This is a genomic window from Paenibacillus sp. FSL F4-0125, assembly GCF_038008565.1.
In the GTDB taxonomy this organism is placed as follows: domain Bacteria; phylum Bacillota; class Bacilli; order Paenibacillales; family Paenibacillaceae; genus Paenibacillus_AQ.
Genome location: NZ_JBBOZJ010000001.1, coordinates 877549 through 903219 on the forward strand (window position 1 = coordinate 877549; position 25671 = coordinate 903219).

The 25671-nt window shown below is 44.0% G+C and carries 20 protein-coding genes; 13 read left to right on the forward strand and 7 right to left on the reverse strand.

What is annotated here, in order from left to right; genetic code table 11:
- The 8 genes from NST74_RS03865 to NST74_RS03900 all read left to right on the forward strand — a co-directional run bounded on the left by NST74_RS03865 (position 1) and on the right by NST74_RS03900 (position 11994).
- A complete protein-coding gene (locus tag NST74_RS03865; RefSeq protein WP_341110467.1) occupies positions 1 to 4923 on the forward strand; it encodes an S-layer homology domain-containing protein in 4923 nt (1640 codons plus the stop codon).
- 73 nt (positions 4924 to 4996) lie between these two features.
- A complete protein-coding gene (locus NST74_RS03870; protein ID WP_341110468.1) occupies positions 4997 to 5965 on the forward strand; it encodes a DUF4430 domain-containing protein in 969 nt (322 codons plus the stop codon).
- Positions 5965 to 6855: an energy-coupling factor transporter transmembrane component T gene (locus NST74_RS03875; RefSeq protein ID WP_341110469.1), complete on the forward strand. Its 891-nt coding sequence runs from the start codon at positions 5965 to 5967 to the stop codon at positions 6853 to 6855. The genes NST74_RS03870 and NST74_RS03875 overlap by 1 nt, the downstream gene beginning before the upstream one ends.
- Positions 6828 to 8498 (forward strand): ABC transporter ATP-binding protein, encoded by a 1671-nt coding sequence (locus NST74_RS03880; protein WP_341110470.1) that lies wholly within the window; start codon positions 6828 to 6830, stop codon positions 8496 to 8498. Before NST74_RS03875 ends, NST74_RS03880 begins: the two co-directional genes overlap by 28 nt.
- Complete coding sequence (locus NST74_RS03885) at positions 8480 to 9208, forward strand: ECF transporter S component (RefSeq protein WP_076120093.1); 729 nt, start codon at positions 8480 to 8482, stop codon at positions 9206 to 9208. Before NST74_RS03880 ends, NST74_RS03885 begins: the two co-directional genes overlap by 19 nt.
- A 425-nt stretch (positions 9209 to 9633) precedes the next feature.
- The gene (locus NST74_RS03890; RefSeq protein WP_341110472.1) at positions 9634 to 9837 is read left to right on the forward strand and encodes a hypothetical protein; all 204 of its coding nucleotides are present in this window, start codon (positions 9634 to 9636) and stop codon (positions 9835 to 9837) included.
- Positions 9838 to 10144: 307 nt separating this feature from the next.
- Positions 10145 to 11146, forward strand: coding sequence for a Gfo/Idh/MocA family protein (locus NST74_RS03895; protein ID WP_341115824.1), 1002 nt, complete (start codon positions 10145 to 10147; stop codon positions 11144 to 11146).
- 215 nt (positions 11147 to 11361) lie between these two features.
- Positions 11362 to 11994 (forward strand): carbohydrate-binding family 9-like protein, encoded by a 633-nt coding sequence (locus NST74_RS03900; RefSeq protein ID WP_341110473.1) that lies wholly within the window; start codon positions 11362 to 11364, stop codon positions 11992 to 11994.
- Positions 11995 to 12083: 89 nt separating this feature from the next.
- Here the strand turns inward: NST74_RS03900 and NST74_RS03905 are convergent, their stop codons facing one another.
- From NST74_RS03905 to NST74_RS03915, 3 genes are read right to left on the reverse strand one after another with little or no spacing between them, the layout of a single operon-like run.
- Positions 12084 to 13436 carry a HAMP domain-containing sensor histidine kinase gene (locus NST74_RS03905; protein WP_341110475.1) on the reverse strand — a complete coding sequence of 451 codons (1353 nt, stop codon included), beginning with the start codon at positions 13434 to 13436 and terminating at the stop codon, positions 12084 to 12086.
- A complete protein-coding gene (locus NST74_RS03910) occupies positions 13433 to 14110 on the reverse strand; it encodes a response regulator transcription factor (RefSeq protein WP_341110476.1) in 678 nt (225 codons plus the stop codon). Before NST74_RS03910 ends, NST74_RS03905 begins: the two co-directional genes overlap by 4 nt.
- Before the next feature lie 58 nt (positions 14111 to 14168).
- Positions 14169 to 16142 (reverse strand): serine hydrolase domain-containing protein, encoded by a 1974-nt coding sequence (locus NST74_RS03915; protein ID WP_341110478.1) that lies wholly within the window; start codon positions 16140 to 16142, stop codon positions 14169 to 14171.
- A 216-nt stretch (positions 16143 to 16358) separates the two neighbouring features.
- Between NST74_RS03915 and NST74_RS03920 the strand changes: the two genes are divergently transcribed.
- On the forward strand, positions 16359 to 16646 hold the full coding sequence (locus NST74_RS03920; protein WP_341110480.1) for a hypothetical protein: 288 nt from the start codon (positions 16359 to 16361) through the stop codon (positions 16644 to 16646).
- 85 nt (positions 16647 to 16731) lie between these two features.
- On the opposite strand, the gene NST74_RS03925 is transcribed toward NST74_RS03920, so the two are convergent.
- The 3 genes from NST74_RS03925 to NST74_RS03935 form a co-directional block, all read right to left on the reverse strand.
- Positions 16732 to 18006 carry an MFS transporter gene (locus NST74_RS03925; protein ID WP_341110481.1) on the reverse strand — a complete coding sequence of 425 codons (1275 nt, stop codon included), beginning with the start codon at positions 18004 to 18006 and terminating at the stop codon, positions 16732 to 16734.
- Positions 18007 to 18031: 25 nt separating this feature from the next.
- Positions 18032 to 18937, reverse strand: coding sequence for an ArsR/SmtB family transcription factor (locus tag NST74_RS03930; protein WP_341110482.1), 906 nt, complete (start codon positions 18935 to 18937; stop codon positions 18032 to 18034).
- Positions 18938 to 19193: 256 nt separating this feature from the next.
- Positions 19194 to 19502: a hypothetical protein gene (locus NST74_RS03935; RefSeq protein ID WP_341110483.1), complete on the reverse strand. Its 309-nt coding sequence runs from the start codon at positions 19500 to 19502 to the stop codon at positions 19194 to 19196.
- Between the two features lie 82 nt (positions 19503 to 19584).
- Between NST74_RS03935 and NST74_RS03940 the strand changes: the two genes are divergently transcribed.
- From NST74_RS03940 to gshAB, 3 genes are all read left to right on the forward strand, one after another.
- Positions 19585 to 19938 (forward strand): MerR family transcriptional regulator, encoded by a 354-nt coding sequence (locus NST74_RS03940; RefSeq protein ID WP_341110484.1) that lies wholly within the window; start codon positions 19585 to 19587, stop codon positions 19936 to 19938.
- A gap of 69 nt (positions 19939 to 20007) precedes the next feature.
- The gene (locus tag NST74_RS03945; RefSeq protein ID WP_341110485.1) at positions 20008 to 21351 is read left to right on the forward strand and encodes an MATE family efflux transporter; all 1344 of its coding nucleotides are present in this window, start codon (positions 20008 to 20010) and stop codon (positions 21349 to 21351) included.
- Positions 21352 to 21370: 19 nt separating this feature from the next.
- Positions 21371 to 23701 carry a bifunctional glutamate--cysteine ligase GshA/glutathione synthetase GshB gene (gshAB, locus tag NST74_RS03950; protein WP_341110486.1) on the forward strand — a complete coding sequence of 777 codons (2331 nt, stop codon included), beginning with the start codon at positions 21371 to 21373 and terminating at the stop codon, positions 23699 to 23701.
- Positions 23702 to 23783: 82 nt separating this feature from the next.
- On the opposite strand, the gene NST74_RS03955 is transcribed toward gshAB, so the two are convergent.
- A complete protein-coding gene (locus tag NST74_RS03955; RefSeq protein WP_341110487.1) occupies positions 23784 to 24227 on the reverse strand; it encodes a hypothetical protein in 444 nt (147 codons plus the stop codon).
- A 93-nt stretch (positions 24228 to 24320) separates the two neighbouring features.
- On the opposite strand from NST74_RS03955, the gene NST74_RS03960 reads away from it, so the two are divergent.
- Positions 24321 to 25667 (forward strand): glycoside hydrolase family 5 protein, encoded by a 1347-nt coding sequence (locus NST74_RS03960; RefSeq protein ID WP_445668124.1) that lies wholly within the window; start codon positions 24321 to 24323, stop codon positions 25665 to 25667.
- Positions 25668 to 25671 lie beyond the last annotated feature (4 nt).

A 25671-nucleotide genomic window follows, 5' to 3' on the forward strand; every position in this document is an offset into this window, starting at 1 on the left:
ATGAAGAAAAATAAGTTTTTGGCTTGGTTACTCATTGTAGCTGTATTTATCACGACGTTCTCTACAAGCGTAATCCCGGCTCATGCCAATGAAGCAATTGCCGATAGTGCAGTTGTAACAACAGAGGTTGATCAAGCTCTAGTAGAGCAGATTAATGCGTTAGTACAAGAGCCAGATACAGAGAAGCCTACGATTTTGATAGAAGGTATACAAGATAAACAGGAAGTATCCAGTAAAGATTTAAGCTTCAAAGTAGTGGTTACAGACAATGTCTACAAAGACATTATTCCAGTAGTAAAGCTGAACCAAGTCGTTCTGTCAGCTACTAATGGTGAGTACAAAGCATCTCTTAACCCAGGTAGTAACGTAATCGCAGTAACGGCTGTGGATGGCGCAGGAAACAAAGCAGATAATGTAACCTATCAGGTTACTTATAAAATTACTGCCAAAGAACAGTTAGATAAAAGTTTGGCCTACATCGTTAACACCGTAAAAAATCCGTCATTTGGAACAGGTAGCGGAGAATGGTCGATTCTTTCTCTAGCACGTGCGAACTACAAAGTACCTAACGGTTATTACAATCTCTATTACAACAATGTAGTTACGAAAATAAGTTCGATGATCAAAGAGGATGGAAAACTCGACGCTAACAAAAGCACAGAGAATTCCAGAGCGATTCTAGGCCTTACCTCTATCGGAAAAGATATCACGAATGTTGCAGGTCATGACCTAAGAAATGCACTCGCTGATTATCAATATATTCAGAAGCAAGGGAACAATGGTCCCATATTTGCTCTGATTGCACTAGATAGTTATAACTACGAAATTCCAGTATTATTCCCTGATCCTGATGAGAAGGGAGTAATCTATCAAAGCACAAGAGAAAACCTGGTTCAGTACATCTTGGATAGAGAAGTTAAAAAAGGTGCAGCAGATGCCGGGGGCTGGGCATTAGGTGTAACCAAAGCCGACGTCGATATGACCGGGATGGCGATGCAAGCCCTTGCACCTTATTACGCAAAGGATCCTAATGTAAAAGCTGCCGTGGATCGGGCGATTGCATGGTTATCGAGTGTACAAAATAATCAAGGCGGATTCACAAGCTGGGGAAGCACAAGCAGTGAGAGCATCGCACAGGTTGTTGTTGCCTTAACTGGCGTAGGCGTAGATCCGCACAGTGACCCTAGGTTTATTAAAGAAGGAAATTCACTTATAGATGCTTTACTTAGCTTCTCTGGGCCGGATGGTGGATTCAAGCATATTCTCACCGGTAAAGTAGACGCTATGGCTACGGATCAAGGTACATATGCACTCGTATCCTATGATCGTCTGATTAATAATAGCAAACGTCTCTATGACATGACGGATGTTCAATTAGAACAGCCTACTACCGTTGTAGCAAAACAACAATTAAATAAAAACCTTGCCTATATCCTAAACACTGTAAAGAATCCGTCATTTGGAACAGGCAGCGGGGAATGGTCAATTCTTTCTCTGGCACGGGCCAATTACGAGGTTCCAAGTGGCTATTACAATCTTTATTATAACAATGTAGCTGCTGAAGTAGCTAAGCTAATGAAGGATGGAAAACTCGACGCTTCGAAAAGTACTGAGCATTCCAGAGCGATTCTAGGACTTACCTCGATCGGAAAAGATATCACGAATGTTGCAGGCTATGATCTAAGAAATGCACTTGCAGATTTTCAATATGTTCAGAAGCAGGGGCTTAATGGTCCTATATTTGCACTGATTGCCTTAGATAGTCATAACTATGATATTCCTGTAGTAGAAGGCGTTACAGATCAAACCACAAGAGAAAAACTGGTTCAGTATATTTTAGAAAAAGAAGCACCGACTGGTGGATGGGCGTTATTTGGTACTAAAGCCGACACCGATATCACCGGAATGACGATGCAAGCCCTTGCACCTTATTACGTAAAGGATCCTAATGTAAAAGCTGCTGTGGATCGGGCGGTTGCATGGTTATCGAGTACGCAAAATGATCAAGGTGGATTTACAAGCTGGGGAAGCACAAGCAGTGAGAGCATCGCACAGGTCATTGTTGCTTTAACTGGTGTAGGCGTAGATCCGCACAGTGACCCAAGGTTTGTTAAAAAAGGAAATTCGCTTATAGATGCACTGCTTACCTTTGCTGATCCGGATGGTGGATTTAAGCATATTCTCACTGGTAGAGTAGATGGTATGGCTACGGACCAAGGTACGTATGCACTAGTGTCTTATGACCGTCTGACCAATCATAGTAACCGTCTTTTTGATATGAATGATGTGGTAATTGAACAACCACCTGTACAACCAGAGGGTCCAAAAGAATTCCCGTTACCTTCTGGTGATAAGCCGGAAGTTATCATCAATGATGATGCTCATGATTATATCGTTCCGATCAGCGCCGGAGACAGCAACAAGGAAATAACAGTAGTTATTCCTAAAGGTCAACAATCGAAGGTTAGTGTTAGTTTACCTAGTAACAGCGACCTTCCTCAGATTGAGGCTGCCAAAGGTGACGTATCTGTAGTCATTCCTAAGGGTGCAAAAGTTACAAGCGGAGATGCCTCTGCGATTGAACTGATGTCACCTTTAACAGGCACAGAAGCTGCACTAAAAGATAGTCTGAATCAGATTATTTCCCAAGATAAGAAGCTGGAGAGCATTATTCATGCTTTTTCCATGGGTGGCAGTGCAAGAGTAGAATTCAGTCAATTTATTACGTTAACCTTTAAGGACCTTAAAGGAAAAGATGCAGCTTATATTCAAAATGGTACACCTCATGCGATTCAAAAATTTGCAAGCGATGACTTAGGCTTTGCAAGCGGTAAGTCTGAGTATGCCTATGATAGTGGAAATGATTTAATCGTAAAAACTAATCATTTCACTGATTACATTGCGTATTCCTCCAGTGCAGTACAAACGCCTGGTGGTGACGGTAATGGTGGCAATGACGGTGGAGGAACCACTCCGTCGAAGACATACGTAACCCTATCCGTGGATAAGCTTACGATTAAGAAGGGATCTGTTGTTCCATCTGTACAGGTAGAGCTACAATCTGGTGACACAGTATGGTCTGTACTAGAGAGAGTGCTAGATAGCCGCGATATCGACTATAGATATTCTTGGAACAGTACATTTGGAAGTGTGTATGTTGAATCCATAGCTGGCGATGGAGAATTTGACCATGGTAGCGGTAGTGGATGGATGTATAATGTGAATGGAAATTATCCTAATTATGGTGCATCTTCATATAGTCTGAGTTCAGGGGATAGAATTCAGTGGCGTTATACTACGAATTTGGGTGCGGATCTAAATGCACCGATGCCAACCCCATCTGCGACACCAAAACCAACGCCTAAACCTAGCGGTACTCCTGCTCCTGGTGATGTAACTAATCCAAGTGTTCCGAATGTGAGTCCATCTCCAACAGCGACTCCTAATGATATCAAGCAAGTGTATAAAGATGCCGATAAGATCTCATCATGGGCGTTCTCAGCGATTGAAACGGCTACAGTAAAAGGGTATATCCAAGGTAATAATGGTCAAGTGAATCCGAAAGATCATATTACAAGAGCAGAATTTACTAAGATCCTATTATCAGCATTGGAACTGGATATCAAGAGTGACAAAGGAATTACCTATAAGGATGTCGCTCTGGGTGATTGGTTCTATCCTTATGTGAATGCTGCGCATAAAGCAGGGTTAATTACAGGCTTTAATAATGAATTTAAGCCAAATGACAAGATTACTCGCGAACAAATGGCAGCCATTATTGTCAGAGCATTATCAATCCCGGCTACGAAGCCAGGTACAGCTATTAAAGATATCAATACAGTGTCTGCGTGGGCTAAAGCAGATGTGGAAACCATTGTTGCCACCGGACTTATGTTAGGTGATAATAATCAGTTTAAGCCTAAAGAGCTTGTAACGAGAGAAATGGCAGCTGTTGTTGCTACTAGAACCCATGATTATAAGAGTGGCGACAAAGCGGTTAGTCCATATATTCAGAACACAGCAGCCTTTTTGCAAAAAACAGTAACAAACCCGGTCATTGCCTCGGTTGGCGGAGATTGGACAGTGTTCGGGCTGGCACGTTCTGGTGTGAAGGTTCCAGATAGTTATTACGCTAAGTACTATGCGAATGTAGAAGCAACCCTTAAAGAAAAAGCTGGGAAGCTGCATAGCGTAAAATATACGGAATATGATAGAGTTATTTTGGCATTAACTTCAATCGGCAAAAATATTGATAAAGTGGCGGGTTATAACCTACTGGAACCGCTCGCGGATTTTGATACTGTAATCAAGCAAGGTATTAATGGACCTGTGTTTGCGCTGATCGCACTGGATAGTAATCATTACGACATTCCAGTAGTTAAAGATGTAAAGACGCAAACAACAAGAGAGCTGCTCATTGATTACATTTTAGGCAGAGAGATCAGCGGTGGGGGATGGGCATTAGGCAGTAATGCTACTGAGGCCGATCCGGATATCACTGGGATGGTTATTCAAGGCTTAACTCCTTATTACAAAACGAATGCCAAAGTAACGGCTGCTGTAGATCGTGGATTAACTTGGTTATCCAAAACACAAACAGCAGACGGTGGCTTTGCAAGCTGGGAGTCTACGAACTCTGAGAGCATTGCTCAGGTGATTGTAGCTTTAACTGGACTTGGTATAGATCCGCATAAGGATTCCAGATTCATTAAAAATGGCCGTTCAGCTGTAGATGCGCTGCTTGGCTTTGCTGCACCTGAAGGTGGTTTTTATCACGTGAAGCAGGGTGGAGTAGGCAACGGAGGCGCGAAACCAGGAGAAGTAGATCTTATGGCTACGGATCAAGCGATGTATGCACTGGTTGCTTATGATCGGTTCGTTAAGGGTCAGACGAGTCTTTATGACATGACAGACGTTAAATAGAACTTTATTTAAAGAGATAAGCAAGGGTAGCGTGTATACCCTTGCTTATTATTTAAGGTGGGGAACTTAAGAAATGAACAAGAAAAAATGGCTAACAGCGATACTAATTATTGGTGTGTTGGCGATTGCCTTCTTTTGGGGCGGGAATTATCAGAAGAGCCCGAACAAGGTTGCGAGTAACATTGCAGAGTCTCAGGTTGTAGAATCAGACAACACGGCTTCGAATCAGAATGTTGATGTAGAGCCTTCAGCCTCAAGTGATGCCGAGACAATGGAGATAGCACCTACAGCTACGCCTGGCGAAACAGCTAAGCCCGTTGAAACGGTAAAACCAACTGAAGTGGTAACGCCAACCGAAACTGCGGTAACAGAGGTTGAAAAGCCGACCGCAACAGCTAAATCGGATACACAGGCACAACCGACCGCAACACCGAAAGCGGCTAAAACGTCCGTGCCGGAAACGAAAGCGACGGCAAAGCCAGTAACCAAACCGGATTCAAAAGTAGCGACAACAGAAACCAAGCAGGAACCGAAAAAGGATAAATTCCTTACCGATCCAGTGCCGAGCGGGAAACCTAAGCCCGTGGAATGGCAAGATGCAACAGTAGATAAGAAGAAGCAATTAACGGCTACATTGTCCGTCTCGGCGGCAACGATTTTAGATAATATGGATATTTTTAATAAGGATAAGCTTGAAGTATTGCCGGCAGATGGTATCATTTATAAAGCGCAGAAGGTAACCTTTTATGAAGGTGAGTCTGTGTTTGATGTTTTGTTAAGAGAGATGAAGAAGAATAAAATCCATATGGAATTCAGCATGACGCCGATCTATAACAGTAATTATATTGAAGGTATAAACAATCTGTATGAATTTGATGCTGGAGAGCTTAGTGGATGGATGTACAAAGTAAATGGCTGGTTCCCTAACTACGGCAGCAGTCGTTATGTTCTTAAGGATGGCGATGTCGTTGAATGGGTATACACTTGTGATTTAGGTCGAGATGTAGGTGGTTATGTAGCCACAGGAGGAGCTCAGAAATAATGAAGGATAGCTTTTCTACCTTTCATCCGTTTGTGAATTTTCTATATTTTGTTGTGGTATTGCTGTTTAGCATGGTGTTCATGCATCCCATATTCCAGGTGATTGCCCTTATCAGTGCGGTGGTCTACTCCTTTATGTTAAAAGGAAAGAAAGCCGTTCGATTTAATCTGCTGTACATGGTTCCTTTTCTACTATTTATGGCGATTATGAACCCTGTTTTTAATCATCAAGGGGTAACGATCCTGTTCTATTTGAACAATGGAAATCCCATTACGAAGGAATCCATTCTTTATGGCGTAGCAGCGGCGTGCATGTTTGTGACGGTAATCATCTGGTTCTCCTGTTATAACGTCGTGATGACCTCGGATAAGTTTATTTATATATTCGGAAAAATACTGCCGGCACTGTCGTTGATTTTTTCGATGGTGCTTCGTTTTGTTCCTAGATATTTAGCGCAAATCAAGGTGATTTCGAATGCCCAAAAATGCATAGGCCGGGATGTCACACAGGGAAATCTCCTCGCTCGAGCGCGCAATGGGATTACGATCCTATCGATAATGACCACCTGGGCTCTGGAAAATGCGATTGAGACAGCCGATTCCATGAAGTCAAGAGGATATGGATTGCCTGGACGTACAAGCTTTTCGATCTTCCATCTAGATGCCCGGGACAAAGTAGCCCTCTTGATCATGACAGGCTTAATTGCGATGGTAGCCATCGGCGCAGCGATGGGTGAGAACACGATGAGATATTATCCGTCGATTAAAGCGAGCGCAATTACACCTTTTAGTATCCTTGTATATATCGCTTATTTTGCGCTATGTATGATCCCTGTGCTCATCAATATGGTGGAGGCAATGAAATGGAAATCTATCGAATCGAAGAACTAAGCTTTGCTTTTCCTGAACAAGAGCAGATGGCTCTTTCGAATATCAATCTTTCGATTGCAAGCGGAGACTTTATTACTGTGTGTGGAAAGTCAGGTTGCGGAAAAAGTACCTTACTAAGACAACTGAAAACAATCCTAACCCCACATGGCAAACGCCAAGGGGCGATTTATTATAAGGGTCAACCTGTAGAAGAGATCGATGGGCGGACACAAGCAGCGGAAATCGGTTATGTACTCCAAAGTCCCGACAATCAAATTGTGACGGACAAGGTGTGGCATGAGCTGGCCTTTGGCCTTGAAAGCTTAGGTTATGACAATTCTACGATTCGTTTGCGTGTGGCTGAGATGGCGAGCTTTTTCGGAATTCAGACCTGGTTCCATAAAAGTGTGACTGAGCTATCAGGTGGCCAGAAGCAGCTACTCAATTTAGCGGCGATTATGGCTATGCATCCCTCGGTTCTAATCCTTGATGAGCCTACCTCTCAGCTAGATCCTATCGCGGCTTCCGATTTTTTGGAGACGGTCAAAAAGATAAATCGCGAGCTTGGCACAACCGTTATCATGACCGAGCATCGTCTGGAGGATGTTCTTCCGCTCACAGATCGGCTGATTGTGCTGAATGAGGGCGCCGTAATTGCTGATGATACCCCGCAAAGGGTGGGCGAGGCTTTAAGCAAGCTGAATCATCCGATGTTCCTGTCCATGCCCTCACCGATGCAGATTTACGCAGGCGTAGAAAATGGCTTAGCATGGCCTGTTACTGTGAAGGAAGGTCGCCAATGGCTGGATGCTTTTCTGAAGGATAAGACACCTGCATCGATGACAGAATCTCAGCCAAGCGTGAATGAGGACGGCCCTGTTGTCATAAAGTTCAAAGATGTATGGTTTAAATATGATAAACACGGACCCGATATCATAAAAGATTTGTCTTTTGAAGTGAAGCAGGGGCAATTCTACTCTATTGTTGGTGGAAATGGAACGGGGAAGACGTCGACGCTGTCGCTGATGAGTGGCATTCTTCAGCCGTACAGAGGGAAGGTTCTAATCGGTGGGAAGAATCCAGCGAAGATGAACGCCAAGGAACTGTTTACTAACAATCTGGGTATTCTCCCGCAAAATCCACAAACCTTATTTGTGAAAAAAACAGTCGAGCTAGATCTATTCGAAATGTTATCCCAGCTTCCTTTAACGAAGGAAGAAAAGGTGGCTAAAGTCGAGGCTGTGGTTAAGTTCGCAGAACTGGAACATCTTCTCTCGATGCATCCGTATGACCTTAGCGGGGGAGAACAGCAGCGTGCGGCGCTGGCTAAAGTGCTTTTGTTAGAACCAAAGATTCTGCTGCTGGATGAACCGACGAAGGGACTGGATGGGCCTTTTAAGGAGAAATTAGCTTTATTCTTACAGAAGCTTAATGCTGAAGGTGTTACCATCGTAATGGTTTCGCATGACGTTGAATTTTGTGCCAAATATGCGGAAGTTTGCGCCATGTTTTTTGATGGAAGTATCATTACTACGAATGAAGCGCAGAAGTTTTTTGCGGGAAACAGCTTCTATACGACTGCCGCCAACCGTATGGCGCGTCATGTATGGAGCGAGGGAGTAACGATAGAGGGTGTGATTGATTTATGTCAACGAAGCAGGTGACGAGTCGTCGTTTGAGTCGTCGAACTTTATTAGCGGGACTGCTAATCTTTGTAGTTATTCCAGCTACAATTTTGTTAGGCATTTTCGTCCTAGATGATCGCAAATATTACTTTATTAGTCTATTGATCGTCCTCTATACAATGATTCCGTTTGCGATGGTGTTCGAGAATCGGAAACCGCAGGCGAGGGAATTGATCGTCATAGCAGTGTTAGCAGCCATTGCCGTTGCTGGACGCGCAGCCTTTTTCATGCTGCCACAGTTTAAGCCAGTAGTTGCTATTGTCATCATTGCAGGGGTGAGCTTGGGGGCGGAGGCAGGGTTTTTGGTGGGCGCTGTTGCGGGATTCGTCTCTAATTTCTTTTTTGGTCAGGGACCTTGGACGCCTTGGCAAATGTTCTGTTTTGGCATTATTGGTTTTCTGGCGGGCATTTTCTTCAAGAAGGGTCTGCTTAAAAAGACTAAGCTGTCTCTCTGCATTTTCGGAGGGCTAGCTACTTTCTTGGTATACGGAGGCATCATCAATATAGGCTCGCTGATGATGTTCACTTCAGAGTTCTCATGGTCGGCTTTGATGACCACTTATATTTCCGCCTTTTGGTTTGATATGGTGCATGCGATCTCGACGGTGGTGTTTTTGTTTTTTATTGCCAACCCTATGATTGAAAAGTTGGATCGGATAAAAACGAAGTATGGGTTGATTGAGCCTTAGGGTGTTTGTGCGGGGTGTTGTACGCATTGCGCTGGCGGACGCTCCGCTTTTCCACAATCAGTCCGTTCTCTCCGCTGCCATCAGCGCGAAACCCAAAACACAAACAACCTAAAGGGCTTAATGAACCCACCTTCGGTTTTTAGCCGAAGGTGGGGAGGTAGTGACTAGTGGCTGTGATACTAGCCACTGAGCAACATAATGAGAAGAGAATATACCCAGTGGCGATGCTCCTAGATCTAACCTAACCAAAACAGGCGATGCTCCAGTAACCGGAGTATCGCCTGTTTTTTGATTCTAAGACAAATGTAGCCTAACGATAATTGACGTCCCCACTTCAACGGAATCGTCTAGTGCTATGCTTCCCTGATGAAGAAAGACATTCTTCCCTACAATACTCCCTCCTCCATCGCAACGGACAATTGGCCGTGGCACATATAAAACAGCTCGAAATCATACAGCTTCCTTCCCGGGAACAAGCGGAGCGCGACCATCTGGAACTGCGCGTAATGAATGGAGGGAGTCCACTCATGGAAGGGGAATCGCTTGCAGACCGGATGTTGGAGCGGGGGCATGGTGGGACAGCACCTTATATAGAATTAGATAAAATAACGGAATCGTGCAAAAAGTAACTTTCATAGCTAAATAAAAATCTCCATCATTCTTATATAATAAAGGTAATAATAAGACAAAAGTTGTTCTGTTGTAATCCGGAATAGTACAAATGAAAGAAAGGGATATTCATGAAGAAAGGGATTAACATCTGTTTATTCCACCTAATGGCACCCTTGAATTCATCCCTTAGGTGGCGGATACATTGTCCGTAAGTCCAAGCCAAGGCGGAATCCGCAGCCTAACAAGAAGCTTGGATCAACATAAAATAACCTCCATGAGTGAGAAGAATAGGATGGATGCATCGTGAAAAGGTATGGGGCAGTCGTGATAGGCTGTGGTTATATGGGCTCACTTCACTTGGATGCCATATCAAGGCAGGAGAGGGTCCGGTTGATTGGTGTCGTAGATTGGAACCAGGGCAGGGCCTCCCAAGTGGCAAGCCAATACGGAGCCGAGTGTTGGAGTACGGATTACCGGGCCTTGATAGAGCGAGAGGACGTGGATCTGGTCATTATCGCCACGTACCCGTCCTCCCATCTGGAGATTGCAAAAGCATGCCTCGCGGCAGGAAAGCATATCCTATGCGAAAAGCCGATGGCGGGCAATGCACGGGAAACGCAGGAATTCATGAAGCTGGCCCGTGGAGCCAAGACCAAGGTGCTGATCGGTCACATCCTTCGTCACAACACCACTTACCAGGCAGTTATGAAGATGATCCGGGAGGGTGCTATCGGCTTCCCCCTGGTTATTCGGTTAACCCAATTGAAGCCCTCCAAGAATTGGGATTCCCATCTGTCCCTGCTCCGGGACGTCTCACCGATTGTGGATTGCGGCGTCCATTATATCGATGTGATGCGTTGGGCCACAGGGGCGGACGTGGTAAGCGTCAACGGGATCGGGCAGCGTCTCTATGAAGAAGTCCCGCCGTACACTTACAATTACGGACTCATGACCCTCCGTCTATCGGATGGCTCCATCGGCTACTTCGAGACAGGGTGGGGCAAGGGGATGCCGACTGACAACCGGAAGGAATTCATCGGACCGGCTGGCCGGATCCGTATCATCTACAAGAATGATCGACCGCAAGAGGAGCAGCATCTGGGAAATCTGGTCGAGGTCGAAGACAACCGGAAAGGAACGGTACAGAAGATCAATATGGACTTCTCCGTGAAGCCTACGGGTGCCCAACTGGACTATTTCCTATCTATGCTGGAGAACAACTTGCCCGCTATACCGGCAATGGAGGATGCCTACCGGGCAATGGAGATCGCTCTCCTGGCCGACCAGGCGATCCATGAAGGAATTACTTTACCTTGCGCGAAATAAGGGGGGAAGGGAGGAGGTGCCCGCTCAAGAGGGATATAGAGCGGGCGGTCTCCTTCATCCGCATTACAGGTAACGCAGAAGGCTGTGCGAAATCTCGGGGATCGAGACTGCGTATTGAAAAACCGGATAAACGCGGGTCTTAATAAACAAGTTAATTAATGGGGTTGTTTTGCTGCATTAGCCCCAGTAGGACTCCGAACGGAAGGGAATGAACCATGGAAAGAAAATTGGAAACCTTAGTAATTTCTCACCTGACAAATCAGACGGATGTTTCACATACAGAAGAAGTTCAGATCATCAAGCAGTATCAATGGCTTAAAGAGTATACTCCGGTCGTTACAGCGAGATTAAATTACAGTAAGGAGGATCTGAAGCTTCAATTTAAGGTTTACGAAAAGAATCCAATACGAACATATAGAAACATGAATGATCCCGTGTATAAGGATAGCTGCATCGAGTTCTTTTTTCAGCCTAATCCGGATTCGGACCAGCGCTATATGAATTTTGAATTTAATGCGAACGGCACAATTCTCTTGCAGATAGGAGCGGATCGGTATGATCGCTTCCCAATCACTATCAATCCGGCGCTTTTCCGCATCCTATCCACCACAGATCAAATTAATGCTAAAGGGGAAGCGTATTGGGAATTAAGCTTTTCGATCCCATGGGCTTGGGTACAATCTTATTTTCCGGATTTTCGGGCAGTGCCGGGAAAAAAGATAAGAGGAAACTTTTACAAGTGTGGCGACGATACGACCTATCCGCACTTTGGAACATGGAGCAGAGTTCATTCGAACAAACCAGAATTTCATAGCAGCAGTGATTTTGGGATTCTGTACCTAGAGTAACTGCATAACATAGAGTTAATGAATAACTTCCGAAGCCGCATATGCGGGGTTGGAGGTTTTTTATCTTTTTTAGGGAAATTAGTTTTGTTCTAAGACAAGGGTAGCCTAACGATAATTGTCGTTCCCTCTCCAACCGCACCGTCCAACGCTATGCTTCCCTGATGCAGAGAGACAATTTTTTTAACGATCGCAAGTCCGAGACCATTGCCGTTGTTGTTTCCGTTCCGCGATTTGTCTATTTTATAAAACCTTTGGAATACGGCGTTGAACTCTTCCGGGGAGATACCGATTCCATTATCGCTGATAGTGACAGATACTTCTGCTGCATTACGATCTATACTGATGCGGATTTTCCCGTCTTCCGGTGTAAACTTGATGCTGTTGCTGAGTAAATTCATCCATACTTGCTTCAGTTGGTCTTCATCGCCCATAATTTTGACAGCTTCCGGTAGTTCTAAATCAATAACAATGCCTTTGGCTGACCATTGCGGCTCACAGGTTACAATGATTGTTCTAATCTGCTCATCAAGATTGAAGGGACTTGCGTTGAAGGGATGATGTTCAGAATCCAGAGATGCGAGCTTCAGTAAATTATCACTTAGCCTCGACAGTCGTTCACTCTCCGCAATGATGATATCAAGATATTCACTGCGTTCCTCTTCCACGATCAAATCATGGTTTTGCAACGCTTTGGCAAAACCAGAAATAGACGTAAGCGGTGTTTGGATTTCATGAGAAACGTTGGATACGAAATCCTGCCGCATCTGTTCCAACTGTTTAAGTTCCCCTGCCATCACCACATAACTTTGTGTTAATTCCCCGATTTCGTCTATTCGGTTCACTTTAAGCTCCACCTCGAAATCACCCTTGGCCAGCCTTTTTGTCGCATTCGTTAGTGCTTTGATCGGCTCTACCAAATATCTAGCGGCAATAAGAATGCACACACTACCCAGCAAGAGCACGAGTAATAGTACAAAGAGCACCATCCGATTGACGATATTTTCGTTCTCAGCAGAATACTGCAAGAACATCGCACGCCACTCTCCGTCCAACATAAAGGGTATACCGATAAAGATATCCTTATCTTTCGCAGAAGAGCGGTAGAGCTTTCCTTGCAGCACTTGTTTGACAGCTTCGGGGGGGACAGTGACAGCCGGACTACCCTTGAGCCCATAAAAGGTATGTTCTCCGGCATGATTGTACAGGTGGATAGGGTGTGCGGATACCTTAACCATACTATTCAGGAACTCATCCGTATCCATGGGTTTGGCGTCATCATAGCGGTGAATGATTTCTTTTCCCACTACGATCATTTCATTCTGCCCCTCGTAACTTATTTGTTTCTGAAAGACATACAATCCAATGAAAAAGGAACAGATTAGACTAAAGATAATGATGCCTAGAAACGTGAGAATGACACGTACATACAGAGTCTTGATCATGGTGTAGGAATCAGCCTGTATCCCAGGCCGCGGGCCGTTTCGATGTGAAATTGCTCGTCGTTGCCGCTGAATTTCTCCCTCAACCGACTTATATGCACATCTACAGTCCGTCCGTCTCCTTCATAATTCAATCCCCAGATTTGAAGAATCAACTGTTCTCTTGTAAAGATTTGCCCGGGGTGACTGGCCAACAGAAACAGAAGCTCAAATTCCTTCAAAGGAATCGTGACCGGTTCTTCACCGCGCGTGACCTGGAAAGTACGGCGGTTGAGCAGCACATTACCTAATTGCACAGACTGTGAAGAAACGACCAGCGAGCGTTTAAGCAAAGCTTTTACTCGCATCACGAGTTCAAGCGGATCGAACGGTTTGGTTAGATAGTCATCTGTACCCAGTTGAAAGCCTTTCACTTTGTGTGCAGATTCCGCTTTAGCCGTCACCATGAGGAGGGGGATGTTGGCATCAGACCGCCTGATTTCTCTGCAGAGATCCCAACCATCCAATCCTGGCATCATAATATCTAGAATGACGAGATCAACTCGCGAGTTCTCTATTATGGACAAGGCTTTTGTACCATCCCTGGCTTCTTTAAGTTCAAAACCTTCTTTTCGCAAAAATAAAGACATTAGCTTTCGGATGTTATCATCATCATCAGCGATAAGTATAGTAGCCACGATTTTCCTCCTCTATTAAGCTTTCATTATATCTGATTTGTTCTTGGGAGTAATGGCGTTATCCGAACTGCCAACCCAACAGGTTCCAATAGTAGAAGAACAGAGTCATCGCCACAGCCGAAAGCGCCACTAACGTATAATGCACACGCTTGAAAGCTGTCCAGTATTTATTCTTCCAAACCAATATAGCCGAGATTAGCAAAGCTAAAGTCAGACCAACCAAAATGATTGGCATAACTAAACTGAGAGAAAGCGAAAGCCTGATTCCGCTGAACTTCTGCATTATGTCCATGGACATAACTACCATAAATAACGTGACGAAAGATAGCAGCGCCCAACCAGCAGTTCCCGCAGACAGTCGGATGGCCCATTTTTCCGGAGGCGTCATCGCCTTAATCTTGCGTCTGGAGAAGAATAGTCCGAGCAATGCAGTGATGAGAATCAACCCCGAGAACCCTAGTACGATAAGCCAAAATTTATTCTGATCCAACAGTGGCGTACGCTCCAGCGGCATATCCGGGATCAAACCTAAGATCATATGTGTAACTTTACCGGACTCATTCGTGCGAAAGGCAATTTGTTCGGTGCCTCCCTCGATTTGGAACAGATTCGGACCGACTTCACTATACAATTGTTGCTCACTGCCACTTCCCAAGGATAGCTTATTATCCTCAACCGAGACGTTCAGCTGGGCAAAAAAGTTGAAAAACTTATCAATATCACTGATGTTTCGGCGTGTGAATTGATAGGCGCCTGCATATTTCTGAATAGATTCATCAGAAGCAATGAATTCAGGCTGCTTTGCATCAGGAGAAGGGTAGTAGCGGTTGAAAAAGGCTTGGATGAGGCCTGCTGCCGAATCACTTCCCTCGCCGCCGTTGTAGGATACAAAGATGCCTGCATCCTTGGCAGGCACAAGATACAATTCTGTATTAAACATGGGGTCGGAACCACCATGAGTGATCAGTGTGAGATCATTGATTCGTTTCTCTGCGAACCCAAGATCCACTCCCGGCAGACGTTTATCGAATTGAAACGCCGTTGAATGCATTAGTTCTGCCGTCTCGGGTCTCAGAATCTGTTGGCTACCATATTTCCCATGCTGTAGATGTGCAATCATGAAGTGCGCCATATCTACTGCGGATACGGTACCAGAGCCGGCAGGACGAAAACCACCCTCAAATGTAGGTGTGCCAGGTACAAAGCTGCCGTTTTCGCTGTTATACCCCACAACTTTGTAGGGGATGAAGGAATCCGGTAAAGGCTCTACAACAGTCGAATATTTCATGTCGAGCGGATCGAAAATATATTTCTTTATATAATCATTGTAAGGAACACCGCTAACTTCCTCTACAATTAGACCTGCGAGTGTAGCACCGTAGTTTGAATAAGAACTTATCTGTCCGGGTGGTCTTACCCGTGCCAACATATGCTTATTGAGAGTTTCCGAGATTGACCCCGGCAATTTTGCAGGGTCTGTAGTGATTTGATAACCAACGCCACCCTCTTCGAACCCTGCTGTATGTGTCATTAAATGGCGCATCGTGATCGGTTCAGGATAAGTAGCAGGGATCTTTACTGATTTCAGGTAGGTATTAATATCCGTGTCCAGATCAATCTTACCTTGTTCGACCAACTGCATCACTGCTGTCCAGGTGAATAACTTAGTCGTTGAAGCGATTCGGAACATGCTGGTTGTCGGGTCAACTGATTCAGCTTTTTCCAGATTGGAACTGCCATAACCTTTGGCCAAAATAATTCTGTCGCCCTTTACGATGGAGATGACCGCTCCCGGAATTTGTAGCCGATTCATATCTTCTTCCATGATCCCATCTACGAAGGCAGTTAGACCTGCGGTATCATCGAGATTGGCAGGTGCTTCAGTCTGAGTTATGGGTAGCGCGGTTTGATCCGTCCGGGACTCGGCCGATGCTTGTTTCCCGGAAAACACTAGGTTCGTACCTAATCCGGCGCTAATTACAACCAATAGGGTGAGACCAGCGATTAGTCTTTTTTTCATAGATGTTAACATTATTATCCTCCGTATTATCATTTATCGGGATTGGATGATCATCCACCTAACGCTTATAAACATTATCAGAGTAGTGTGAATGGAACGTTAACAAGACTATTTTCATCAGAAGGATAGCTCAAGAATTTCGCGAATAAGTTGTTAAACGAAAGTCTCTAAAAAATAGCTAGTAAGACATCTAGTTTGGGAATAGCTGAGAATGATGCGATTATTACTATGCAGACTGAACCAGGCGAGTACCGATTCAGGATTGCAAAAGTCACAGAAGATTTAAGTTTGTTTCAATTATTTGAAATGAGTGATAACTTTAGTTCCGAAGCTATTGAAGAAGGAACTCTATTAATAACGGAAGAAATAAAGACAATTAGGTTACTGAGAATAATACATAGAGAGTTAACGAAAATGAAAGATCTAGGCATGGAAGGATTTAAAGAAAGATGGAATTCAGATTTTCCGATAAACGCCTATAATGGGCTATCTGAAACTATTCATAAATCAAAGTAAACAGCGGTAGTCTAGGACGTGATTTCATTGTCCTTAGCTATCGCTGTTACTATTAGTGTCAGTTTGCTCTTCTACACCTTTCCGTTTATCGATCAGTGGTAACGCTGTGCGTGGCATTCCCCACATTATTTCGGCGATGGGTTACCTCAAGGGCAGAGAGGTCGCCATCCAGCGCTTTGAGTCCGGGGAGTAACAAGGCTGCGCTAGCACAGAACATTGGAAGCAGTCCAGCGATTAGGAACAATACAGGCACACCGTAGTGCTCAGCAATTACACCGCCGGCAAAAGCACCAAAAGGCTGTAAGCCGCCTCCGATCAAAAAGCGAATAGAATTGACTCTTCCTTGCAGATTACTCGGAACTAGGCGTCCGTGTAATGAAGAACTTAAGGAGCCGAAGAAGGGACCTAAGGTTCCGGTTGCAAAGACGGCAGCGAGAGCAAAAGGAAAACTAGGAACTAACCCCCATAGCGAAGTCACTAAACCTATGGTCCCCAGACTGCCGAGCATGACAAGCCGCCTTTTCTTAATTTCCCCTATCATGGAAATCACACTTAGCCCGACCAATGTTCCAAGAGCGAGAACTGTACTTAGAGTACCCATCGTCGCCGCATCGCGGTGGAGCACTTCGCGTACAAAAGGGACCATCATCGTCCAGACGGCAATTGAGCTTAAATTACTGATGGAGGCCATGACCATAATCATTAGCATTGCAGGGAATTGTTTATAGAAGGTAAAGCCCTCGGCTATTTCACGAACGTAAACGGAGAGGGAGAAACGGCCTTGGGCTGGAGAGGCTTTCGGCAGCTTTTGCAAGCTGAGTAGGGTAGTGATGGCGGCTAAGTAACATAACATGTTGATGCCAAGAGCTGGCAGCGCTCCACTGGCAGCGGTTAACGCACCGGCTAAGGCAGGTCCCAGCAGGGTTGCTGCGCTTTTGCTGCCATCAATGATAGCAAAAGCCCGTACCAGCTTCCGGCTGTCGGCAACGCCAGGAATAACAGCCATCGCTGTTGGCATGAACAGAGCGGCACAGGCACCGCTGAGGCCCGCGGCAACAAAGAGATGCCACAGCTGCAGTTGGCCAGCCAAGCCCATGCCGAGTGGCAGTGCTATGGCAAGCAATCGAATGGCTGCCAAGCAGGCCATAAAACGGACCCGGTGCAATCGGTCAGACAGCGGTGAGCCGAGCAGGCGTAACAGCAGTTCAGGTATGCCGGAGCTGAGCGCGAGGGCTCCCATCGCTAGCTTAGATCCCGTCAGCTCATAGACGAGCCATTCCATAGCCAGTAAGCCGAAAGCATCTCCAAAAGCGCTTAAAGTAATGGTCGAGAGTAGACCATAATAGCTGCGTTTTATCATATCTAGGTAGCTCCTTTTTTTATGCTTAACTCTCCAGATACGCCCCGATTTGCTGGGGCAGCCCATTCAAGGCCTCTAAACGTAGGCTGTACGAAGTGCTTTTCACATTGGTATGGACAATAACCAGTCCGGCTGCGCGCAGCGCAATAAGATGGTAGTGGATTGTACTTTTGGAAAGTCCCACCTCGCGCACGATTTCCGTGAAATTCAGTTGTTTGCCTGTGAGTAAACGAAGGATATACAGCCGCGTTTCATCCGACAGCGCTCTGGTAAGGCGGAGTAGTGCTGGAGCAGGCCGTCCAGCTTCCGGAGGGAGAACATCACAAGAGTAGCTAGTGAATACGAATTCATCATACATAGAGGTAGTAACCAATGGACGAGCATGATATTGCGGAATAATAATGACCTGCTTCAGATGCTCAGTTGGATAGAGGCGCATTCCTTCGGTTGCTGCTTCAAAGACGTCCATGTCATTGTTACCATTCAACGTCGCTCTTCTTGATTCGGCTTCCTGTTCAAGTCCCTTGATGATGTTAGGGTCAATTCCACTGAAGTATCCCGCATTCCATTCGCGCAAGATGTCAGAGGCAGTGTCCCTGAGTTCCGCAAGGTTAGAGGGAACCGATTGACCGAAACGTCCGGAGATTTCATACAGTTCGCCCGAAGATAAGCCGTCGAACCAAACCAAAAAGCCTTCTACCGAACGCTCCCCCGGACAAGACCAAATATAGGGAGCCAAACTGAAATCATCAAGTTTCTTAACGACCTCTTGCATTTTACGAAGCAGCATTGGCGCGAATCTTGCTTGAACATCGCGTACCCAGAGCTTGCCGGAATCCATAGCAGTATGGTTCTGCTTGCTTAGAAAAGCGGTCATACTACTAACACATTCATACATGGGTGCAAAATCGACTTCTACTTTATATTCCATAACTTGCTCCATTCCTTCAGTGAGTTACTGAATCAGAATTAGTTCTATAAATATAGAACTATTAATTGGTTTCATTTTAAACGAACTAATCATTCTTTTCAATAGCTATTAGACTGAAAAATAAGAGAATTTTTTATTATGAAAAAAACAGTTCCACTGGGCACGTTTTGTGCACTAGGAACTGCTTATTAATGTATACACAATTTATTTGCTTTTAAGGAGTTCATATTCTGTCTACAGGTTCATAATGAAGAGACTAGGTTAAGAAGTAAGCCAGAGCAAAGAGCAGCGCAACAATAAAGTAGTGAAACCAATTATTCCGACCGAACACAAACGTACCGTTGAGCCATCGGGAGGTAAGACAGGCGAGGAAACCGATAATAAACCAAATGAAGTTAAGCGGTGTACATAAGTCATAAACAGTGATGACAACCAACACAATATGACACAGCAAAAACAAATAAATGTACCCTACAGCAGATTTTACTGTTCCTTGGATTAGATTAGCCACTGCACCTAGCGCACTAACCATTCCATACAGGATTAAAAGGCTTGAACCTATCATTTTATGCACCCCCGTTAATAAAATTAAACGTTACGGGGTTAACCCCGTGTCAATCTATATTTGTATTGAGGAGGTTGTACTTTTGCGAATCGGTGAATTTATAGCCCTAACCGGGACAACGAAAGATACGATCAGACACTATGAGGATCTGGAATTGATATTGTCCATGGGGCCGGATGGGAAGAGAATCTATACGGAGAAGCATTTAGCGGATTATTATGCGATTCAAGAATTGAAAGGTTATGGCGTTAAGCTAAGAGATATTCAGTCTATTTTTAAATTGAAAAGGAGTTATGGATGTGGTCACGCAGAGTTGATTAAGGAGGTAGGCGATTCTCTGAATCTTCAACTGGAAGGCTTGAGAAAGGAAGAAATTGAACTCCGTAATCGGATACGGATGCTTGAAGAGTTAGTCCAACAAATCAATGAAATATAATCAATTGATTATATAAGTGTATGGTTATATAATAAATCTGAAAATGAAATAAAGAAGGTGTTATTGGTCTTGAAGGACGCAAACGATTTGACTCAGGGTCCTATTATGCCTACCTTAATGAAACTAACGCTTCCCATTATTGCAACGAATTTCATCTCTACTACTTATGGTCTAGTCGATATGATTTGGGTTGGAAGATTAGGAAGTGGTCCGGTTGCCGCGATTGGTACAGCGAGTTTTTTCATTAATCTAGCGATTGCTTTATCGACAATGGTTACGATAGGCACAGGGATTAAAGTGGCGCATTGTATGGGATCTGCTCAGATAGAGAAGGCTAAATCTTATATTAAGAACGGATTTATGATGTCTACTTTACTAGGACTTCTCTACATGTGTTTAGTGCTATTAACCAAGAATCAATTGATTGGTTTTTTTGATCTTGGAAGTGATGACGTTGAACGGATGGCTAGACAATTTCTAATGATTTCGATCTTTGGGACGGTATTTTCTATTGTTAATACATTGTTTGCAACCCTTTTAAACGCAATGGGAAATAGTAAACAACCGTTTCAGATCTTCTCTATTGGTCTTATGGTTAATATTGTCCTCGATCCATTTTTAATTTTTGGCTGGGGCAGTTTTGAAGGATGGGGAGTCGCTGGAGCTGCTATTGCAACATTAACGGCGAACATCTTGGTTACGGCTCTTTTTATCATGAAGACAAGAAAGTCAGAAATCATTTCAAACACATCAACGTGGGACAGTAGCCAAATGAAAGAAGTCATCCGCATGGGGCTTCCCATTACGATCCAACGGGTTACTTTTACGATCATATCGATCATCATTGCCAAGATCATTGTGCGTTTTGGGGCGGATGCCATTGCGGTTCAAAAAGTTGGGATTCAAATTGAATCTATTTCTTATATGACCATTGGAGGACTACAGGGAGCTATTGCTGCTTTTTTTGGTCAAAATTATGGAGCACGCCGATTCGATCGAATTAGGCAAGGTTATCGTCAGGCGCTAATCTTAACCTCCATCTTTGGTGTGATCGTGTCGCTTATATTTATTGCGTTTCCGCAGCAGCTATTTTCATTATTTTTATCAGACCAGACGAGTATGGCATTAGGCGCAGATTATATGCGGATCATCGGATACTCACAATTGTTCATGTGTATGGAATTGATGACAGTCGGTGCTTTTAACGGCATTGGTCAAACTCACATTCCACCGATCTTTAGTATTACATTTACTGCACTCCGAATTCCGCTAGCCCTGCTATTATCCGAACCTTTTGGCTTGAATGGAGTGTGGATGTCGATTGCGCTAAGCAGTGTGTTCAAGGGTGTTATTCTTGTGTTCTGGTTTAGAAGATCTTTGTTCAGAATGAACAAACAGCAGGTAGATTATTAAGCAAAGGATGAGCGTAGAAATGGCTTTATTAAATCGTAGACTCATACAGCTCTTAAGAGATAACCATTTGAATAAGGAGCTTTTTCACGGTGAATTTGGTTTGGAAAAAGAAAATGTCAGAGTCGATCCAGAAGGGAACCTTGCGCTGACACCACATCCAAAAGCCTTTGGCAACAAATTGGAGAACCCCTATATTCAAACGGATTTCTCAGAGAGTCAGATTGAAATGGTGACACCCTCATTTGATTCTATTGAAGAGACTTACAACTTTCTGGAGGCGCTGCAGGATATTGTGTCGCTAGAGCTTAAGGATGAATATCTGTGGCCGAGTAGTAATCCTCCCATGCTGCCGAACGATAAGGACATTCCCATTGCCAAGATGGGTAATCCGGTAGAGGACGAGTATAGACATCAGTTAGCGGATAAGTATGGACGCAAAAGACAATTGCTGAGCGGAATTCATTATAATTTCTCTTTTGACGAACCATTTCTTAAACAGCTTCATGACATTGTAGATCCGCAGATGAGCTATAAAGATTTCAAAGATGCTACTTATTTAAAAATAGCCCGCAACCTATTGCGATACCGCTGGCTTCTAATCTATTTAACAGGTGCTAGTCCTGTTTTTGATAAGACTTATATGGAGCAATGTGTCGCACGAGGCGAGTCGGATGATCAGAATAGCTATTATGTTCAAAATATGAATTCACTTCGGAATAGCGAATGCGGATATCGAAATGAAAAACCTCTTTATGTTTCCTTTGATTCACTTACGGACTATGTACATGATTTACAAACGTTGATCGACTCGGAGGAGTTATTAAGTGTAAAAGAGTTCTATAGCCCAGTTAGAGTGAAGACGGCAAGAGGCAAACATCCGTTAGAGGAACTGCTGCAGGATGGGATTGCTTATATAGAGCTTCGTTTTATTGATCTGAATCCACTCTATAAAATAGGAATTAGCAAAGAAACAATGACTTTCATTCATTTGTTTATCCTGTACATGCTATTGAAAGAGGACGAACCGTTCGGGGTAGAGGATCAGAAGATGGCGAACCTTAATCATGATCAATTGATCATGGAGGGGATCAAAGGCTGCTTGCATGATTACGGAGATTCTTGCGGGACGATGGAGCAGAAGGCTTTAACTTGTATTCAAGAGATGCAGGATATGATTCAGTTGTTGAACCCGGAAGATAAAGAATTCACGAACATTCTGAACGAAGCCAAGGATAAAATTCTGAATCCAGATCAAAGTTTTGCCGCGATTGTGAAGTCAGAAGTTCAACAATCCTCTTTCGTACAATATCATCTGAATAAAGCTAAACAGTATGCTGAGGAAAGTCTTTCGAACGGATACCGATTTGTGGGATATGAGGATCTGGAGCTATCTACACAGCTTCTACTAAAAGCAGCAGTTAAACGCGGGATTAAATTTCAATTGCTCGATCGAGAAGAGAATTTCGTTCTACTTACAAAAGGCGATCATAAAGAATACGTTAAGCAAGCTACGAAGACCTCCTTGGATTCTTACAGCACGGTACTAATTATGGAGAATAAAATTGTTACGAAGGAAGTCCTCAAACAACAGGGCATTCGTGTTCCCGCAGGTGAAGCTTTTGGAGATCTGGAAGCAGCAATGAATGCATATAACACTTATCGTGATAAGGCTATTGTGATCAAGCCCAAATCAACGAACTTTGGACTCGGTATTACTATTTTTACAGATGAATTCTCCAAAGAAGATTATCAAAAAGCCTTCGACATTGCCTTTGAGCATGATCGAACAGTGCTGCTTGAGGAATTTATGACGGGGAAAGAATATCGTTTTCTAGTGATGGGCGATGAAGTAGTCGGAGTATTGCACCGGGTTCCGGCGAATGTGGTCGGTGATGGTGTACATACGATAGAAGAGCTAGTCCACGAAAAAAATAAGGATCCGCTAAGAGGTCGTGGCTACAAAACTCCGCTTGAGAAAATACAGATCGGCGAAGCCGAAGAGATGTTCTTGAAGAACCACGCTCAGGCTTGGAGCGATGTTCCTCCATTTAATGAGGTGATCTTTCTACGGGAGAACTCAAATATTAGTACCGGTGGAGATAGCTTAGACTTTACTGATGAGATTCCGGACAGCTATAAAGATCTAGCCATTCAATCAGCTAAAGCTGCAGGGGCCACTATTTGTGGAGTAGACATGATGATTGATGATATTAAGGAAAAGGCCACGGGTACTAATTATAGCATTATTGAGATCAATTTTAATCCAGCGATTCATATTCACTGTTACCCCTATAAAGGGAAGAATCGCAAAGCGGACGAACGAATTCTGGATCTATTGTTTGGCGAATAAACAGAAGCTCAACCAGTATTTTTGGTTGAGCTTCTGTTTATAAAATAGTGCAGTATGCACCTCAACTCACTACTTGTTTATGCTAGGAGTTACCCGCTGCTGCAACGCCACTAAAGTTTCTGGCTTGGACGTTATTAAATGGATCTGTTGCCAGTGCATTTGTGAAGATTTCTGCTGTGTACTGAATCTGACCTGCTGCGACAGCCAGCGCTGGTGGGACATCTACTGCTGAGAAACCAAAAGCTTCATTTTCTCTGCTGATTGCTACACCAAATGTCGTGGTGAAAATGATGGTTCCGTTTCTGCGAACATTAATGGTATTGGTGTTGAAAAGAGGATTATTCTCTACTTTCAAAAAACCCGACAAAAGTACGCGGACATTGCCTTGATTGTCAGGCGTGACCCCTACAGTCTGAATACCAATATCCCCAAAAACAAGGGGAGTTGCTGCTAACGGGATCACCACAGGGGTGTTATCTGAAGCAGCTTGGTTGGAAAGTCGTAAATCTACAAACTGGATTGTCATATTATACTCACCTCCTAGAAATAGAATATGAGAGAAGAAGGTTCAACTCTTGGATTCATATAAAATTCATCAGTTACCTACTTGAATGGTTGTATGTCCACCACTTGTGACACTCTTGTAACAGAGATTCGCTACGATAGCTTACGAGGTGAGAGAATGAAAAAATCTAAAGCTTTTATAGTGTTAATCTTATTGTTGGTTGTAGGGTGTAGTTCAGTAACACCGCAAGCCAATCAAGAACTGAAGAAGGAAGAGAAGAAGGAAGAGAAGACAGAAAGGAATGAGAAGCTAGCCTTCTGGGATGGCCAGAGAAAAGGAACCAATTTCATGAATTCAAAATCGTTACCGGATAACTATAAAGCTGCCAAAGAGCAGAATATTGAATTCATCCGGTTGGCACCAGATAAATGGGCAAAAGACAGTGACTATTTATTTAATGACAAACCGGATACGAACCCGGATAAAGATTTCCTAATAGGGAATGCAGATAAGTATGAAGGGATTGTTGAAGAGGATTTTGCCGAGTTAAAAGCGGACTTAGATGCAGCCGAGGCTCGGGGCTCAAAAGTAGTACTGACCGTCCTAAGTCTCCCCGGAGATCGCTGGAGGCAGTTTAATAATTACGAGAATGATGATCGGATATGGAAGGATTTCAGTTATCATGAACAAGCGGCAGTATTTTGGAGAGATCTAGCAAGCCGGTTGAAAGATCATCCAGCGGTAATCGGTTATAACTTGATTAATGAACCACATCCTGAGACTGCAACGGGATTTCATGACTTCTGGACACAGGACTACAGCGAATGGTATAGCTCAGTGGAGAACACCCCTGCGGATTTGAATCTTTTATATGAAACGATAGTGACCGCTATTCGTACCGTAGATTCCAAGACACCAATCATCGTAAATTCTGGCCTGTATGCTACACCTTGGGCCTTTAAATATTTGAAACCCCTCGAAGATGAGAATGTCTTGTATGCTTTTCATATGTATGAGCCGTACGAGCTAACCAGTCAGAATAAGAAAAAAGGGTTCACCTATGAATATCCTGGGACGATAAAGGTCGGGGACAATAAAACAGAAAAAGCCTTTAACAAGGAAGCTCTAAAGGAATTTCTAGAACCAGTTGCACAGTGGGCAAAGGAACATAACATTCCCGCAAATCGGATTGTTGCAGAAGAGTTTGGAACGAATCGATTAGTAAAAGGCGCAGATCAATATATGGCGGATTTAATTTCGATTTTTGATGATTTCGGCTGGCACTGGGCGTTCTATGCTTTCCGAGAGGATACTTGGGACGGTATGGATTATGAGCTTGGCACTGAGCCTCCAACCTGGGCGTATTGGCAAGCGATAGAGAAAGGCGAACAGCCTCCCCGGACAGCAGTGGATAACCCAATATGGGAAGTTTTGAAGAAAGGACTGGAAAGAAAGGAGTAAATGA

What these genes read in the sequence shown, in the direction of transcription:
- NST74_RS03865 (WP_341110467.1), top strand. Translation starts at nt 1, where the DNA reads ATGAAGAAAAATAAGTTTTTGGCTTGGTTACTCATTGTAGCTGTATTT.
- NST74_RS03870 (WP_341110468.1), top strand. Translation starts at nt 4,997, where the DNA reads ATGAACAAGAAAAAATGGCTAACAGCGATACTAATTATTGGTGTGTTG.
- NST74_RS03875 (WP_341110469.1), top strand. Translation starts at nt 5,965, where the DNA reads ATGAAGGATAGCTTTTCTACCTTTCATCCGTTTGTGAATTTTCTATAT.
- NST74_RS03880 (WP_341110470.1), top strand. Translation starts at nt 6,828, where the DNA reads ATGGAAATCTATCGAATCGAAGAACTAAGCTTTGCTTTTCCTGAACAA.
- NST74_RS03885 (WP_076120093.1), top strand. Translation starts at nt 8,480, where the DNA reads ATGTCAACGAAGCAGGTGACGAGTCGTCGTTTGAGTCGTCGAACTTTA.
- NST74_RS03900 (WP_341110473.1), top strand. Translation starts at nt 11,362, where the DNA reads ATGGAAAGAAAATTGGAAACCTTAGTAATTTCTCACCTGACAAATCAG.
- NST74_RS03905 (WP_341110475.1), bottom strand. Translation starts at nt 13,436, where the DNA reads ATGATCAAGACTCTGTATGTACGTGTCATTCTCACGTTTCTAGGCATC.
- NST74_RS03915 (WP_341110478.1), bottom strand. Translation starts at nt 16,142, where the DNA reads ATGTTAACATCTATGAAAAAAAGACTAATCGCTGGTCTCACCCTATTG.
- NST74_RS03920 (WP_341110480.1), top strand. Translation starts at nt 16,359, where the DNA reads ATGCAGACTGAACCAGGCGAGTACCGATTCAGGATTGCAAAAGTCACA.
- NST74_RS03925 (WP_341110481.1), bottom strand. Translation starts at nt 18,006, where the DNA reads ATGATAAAACGCAGCTATTATGGTCTACTCTCGACCATTACTTTAAGC.
- NST74_RS03930 (WP_341110482.1), bottom strand. Translation starts at nt 18,937, where the DNA reads ATGGAATATAAAGTAGAAGTCGATTTTGCACCCATGTATGAATGTGTT.
- NST74_RS03935 (WP_341110483.1), bottom strand. Translation starts at nt 19,502, where the DNA reads ATGATAGGTTCAAGCCTTTTAATCCTGTATGGAATGGTTAGTGCGCTA.
- gshAB (WP_341110486.1), top strand. Translation starts at nt 21,371, where the DNA reads ATGGCTTTATTAAATCGTAGACTCATACAGCTCTTAAGAGATAACCAT.
- NST74_RS03955 (WP_341110487.1), bottom strand. Translation starts at nt 24,227, where the DNA reads ATGACAATCCAGTTTGTAGATTTACGACTTTCCAACCAAGCTGCTTCA.
- NST74_RS03960 (WP_445668124.1), top strand. Translation starts at nt 24,321, where the DNA reads ATGTCCACCACTTGTGACACTCTTGTAACAGAGATTCGCTACGATAGC.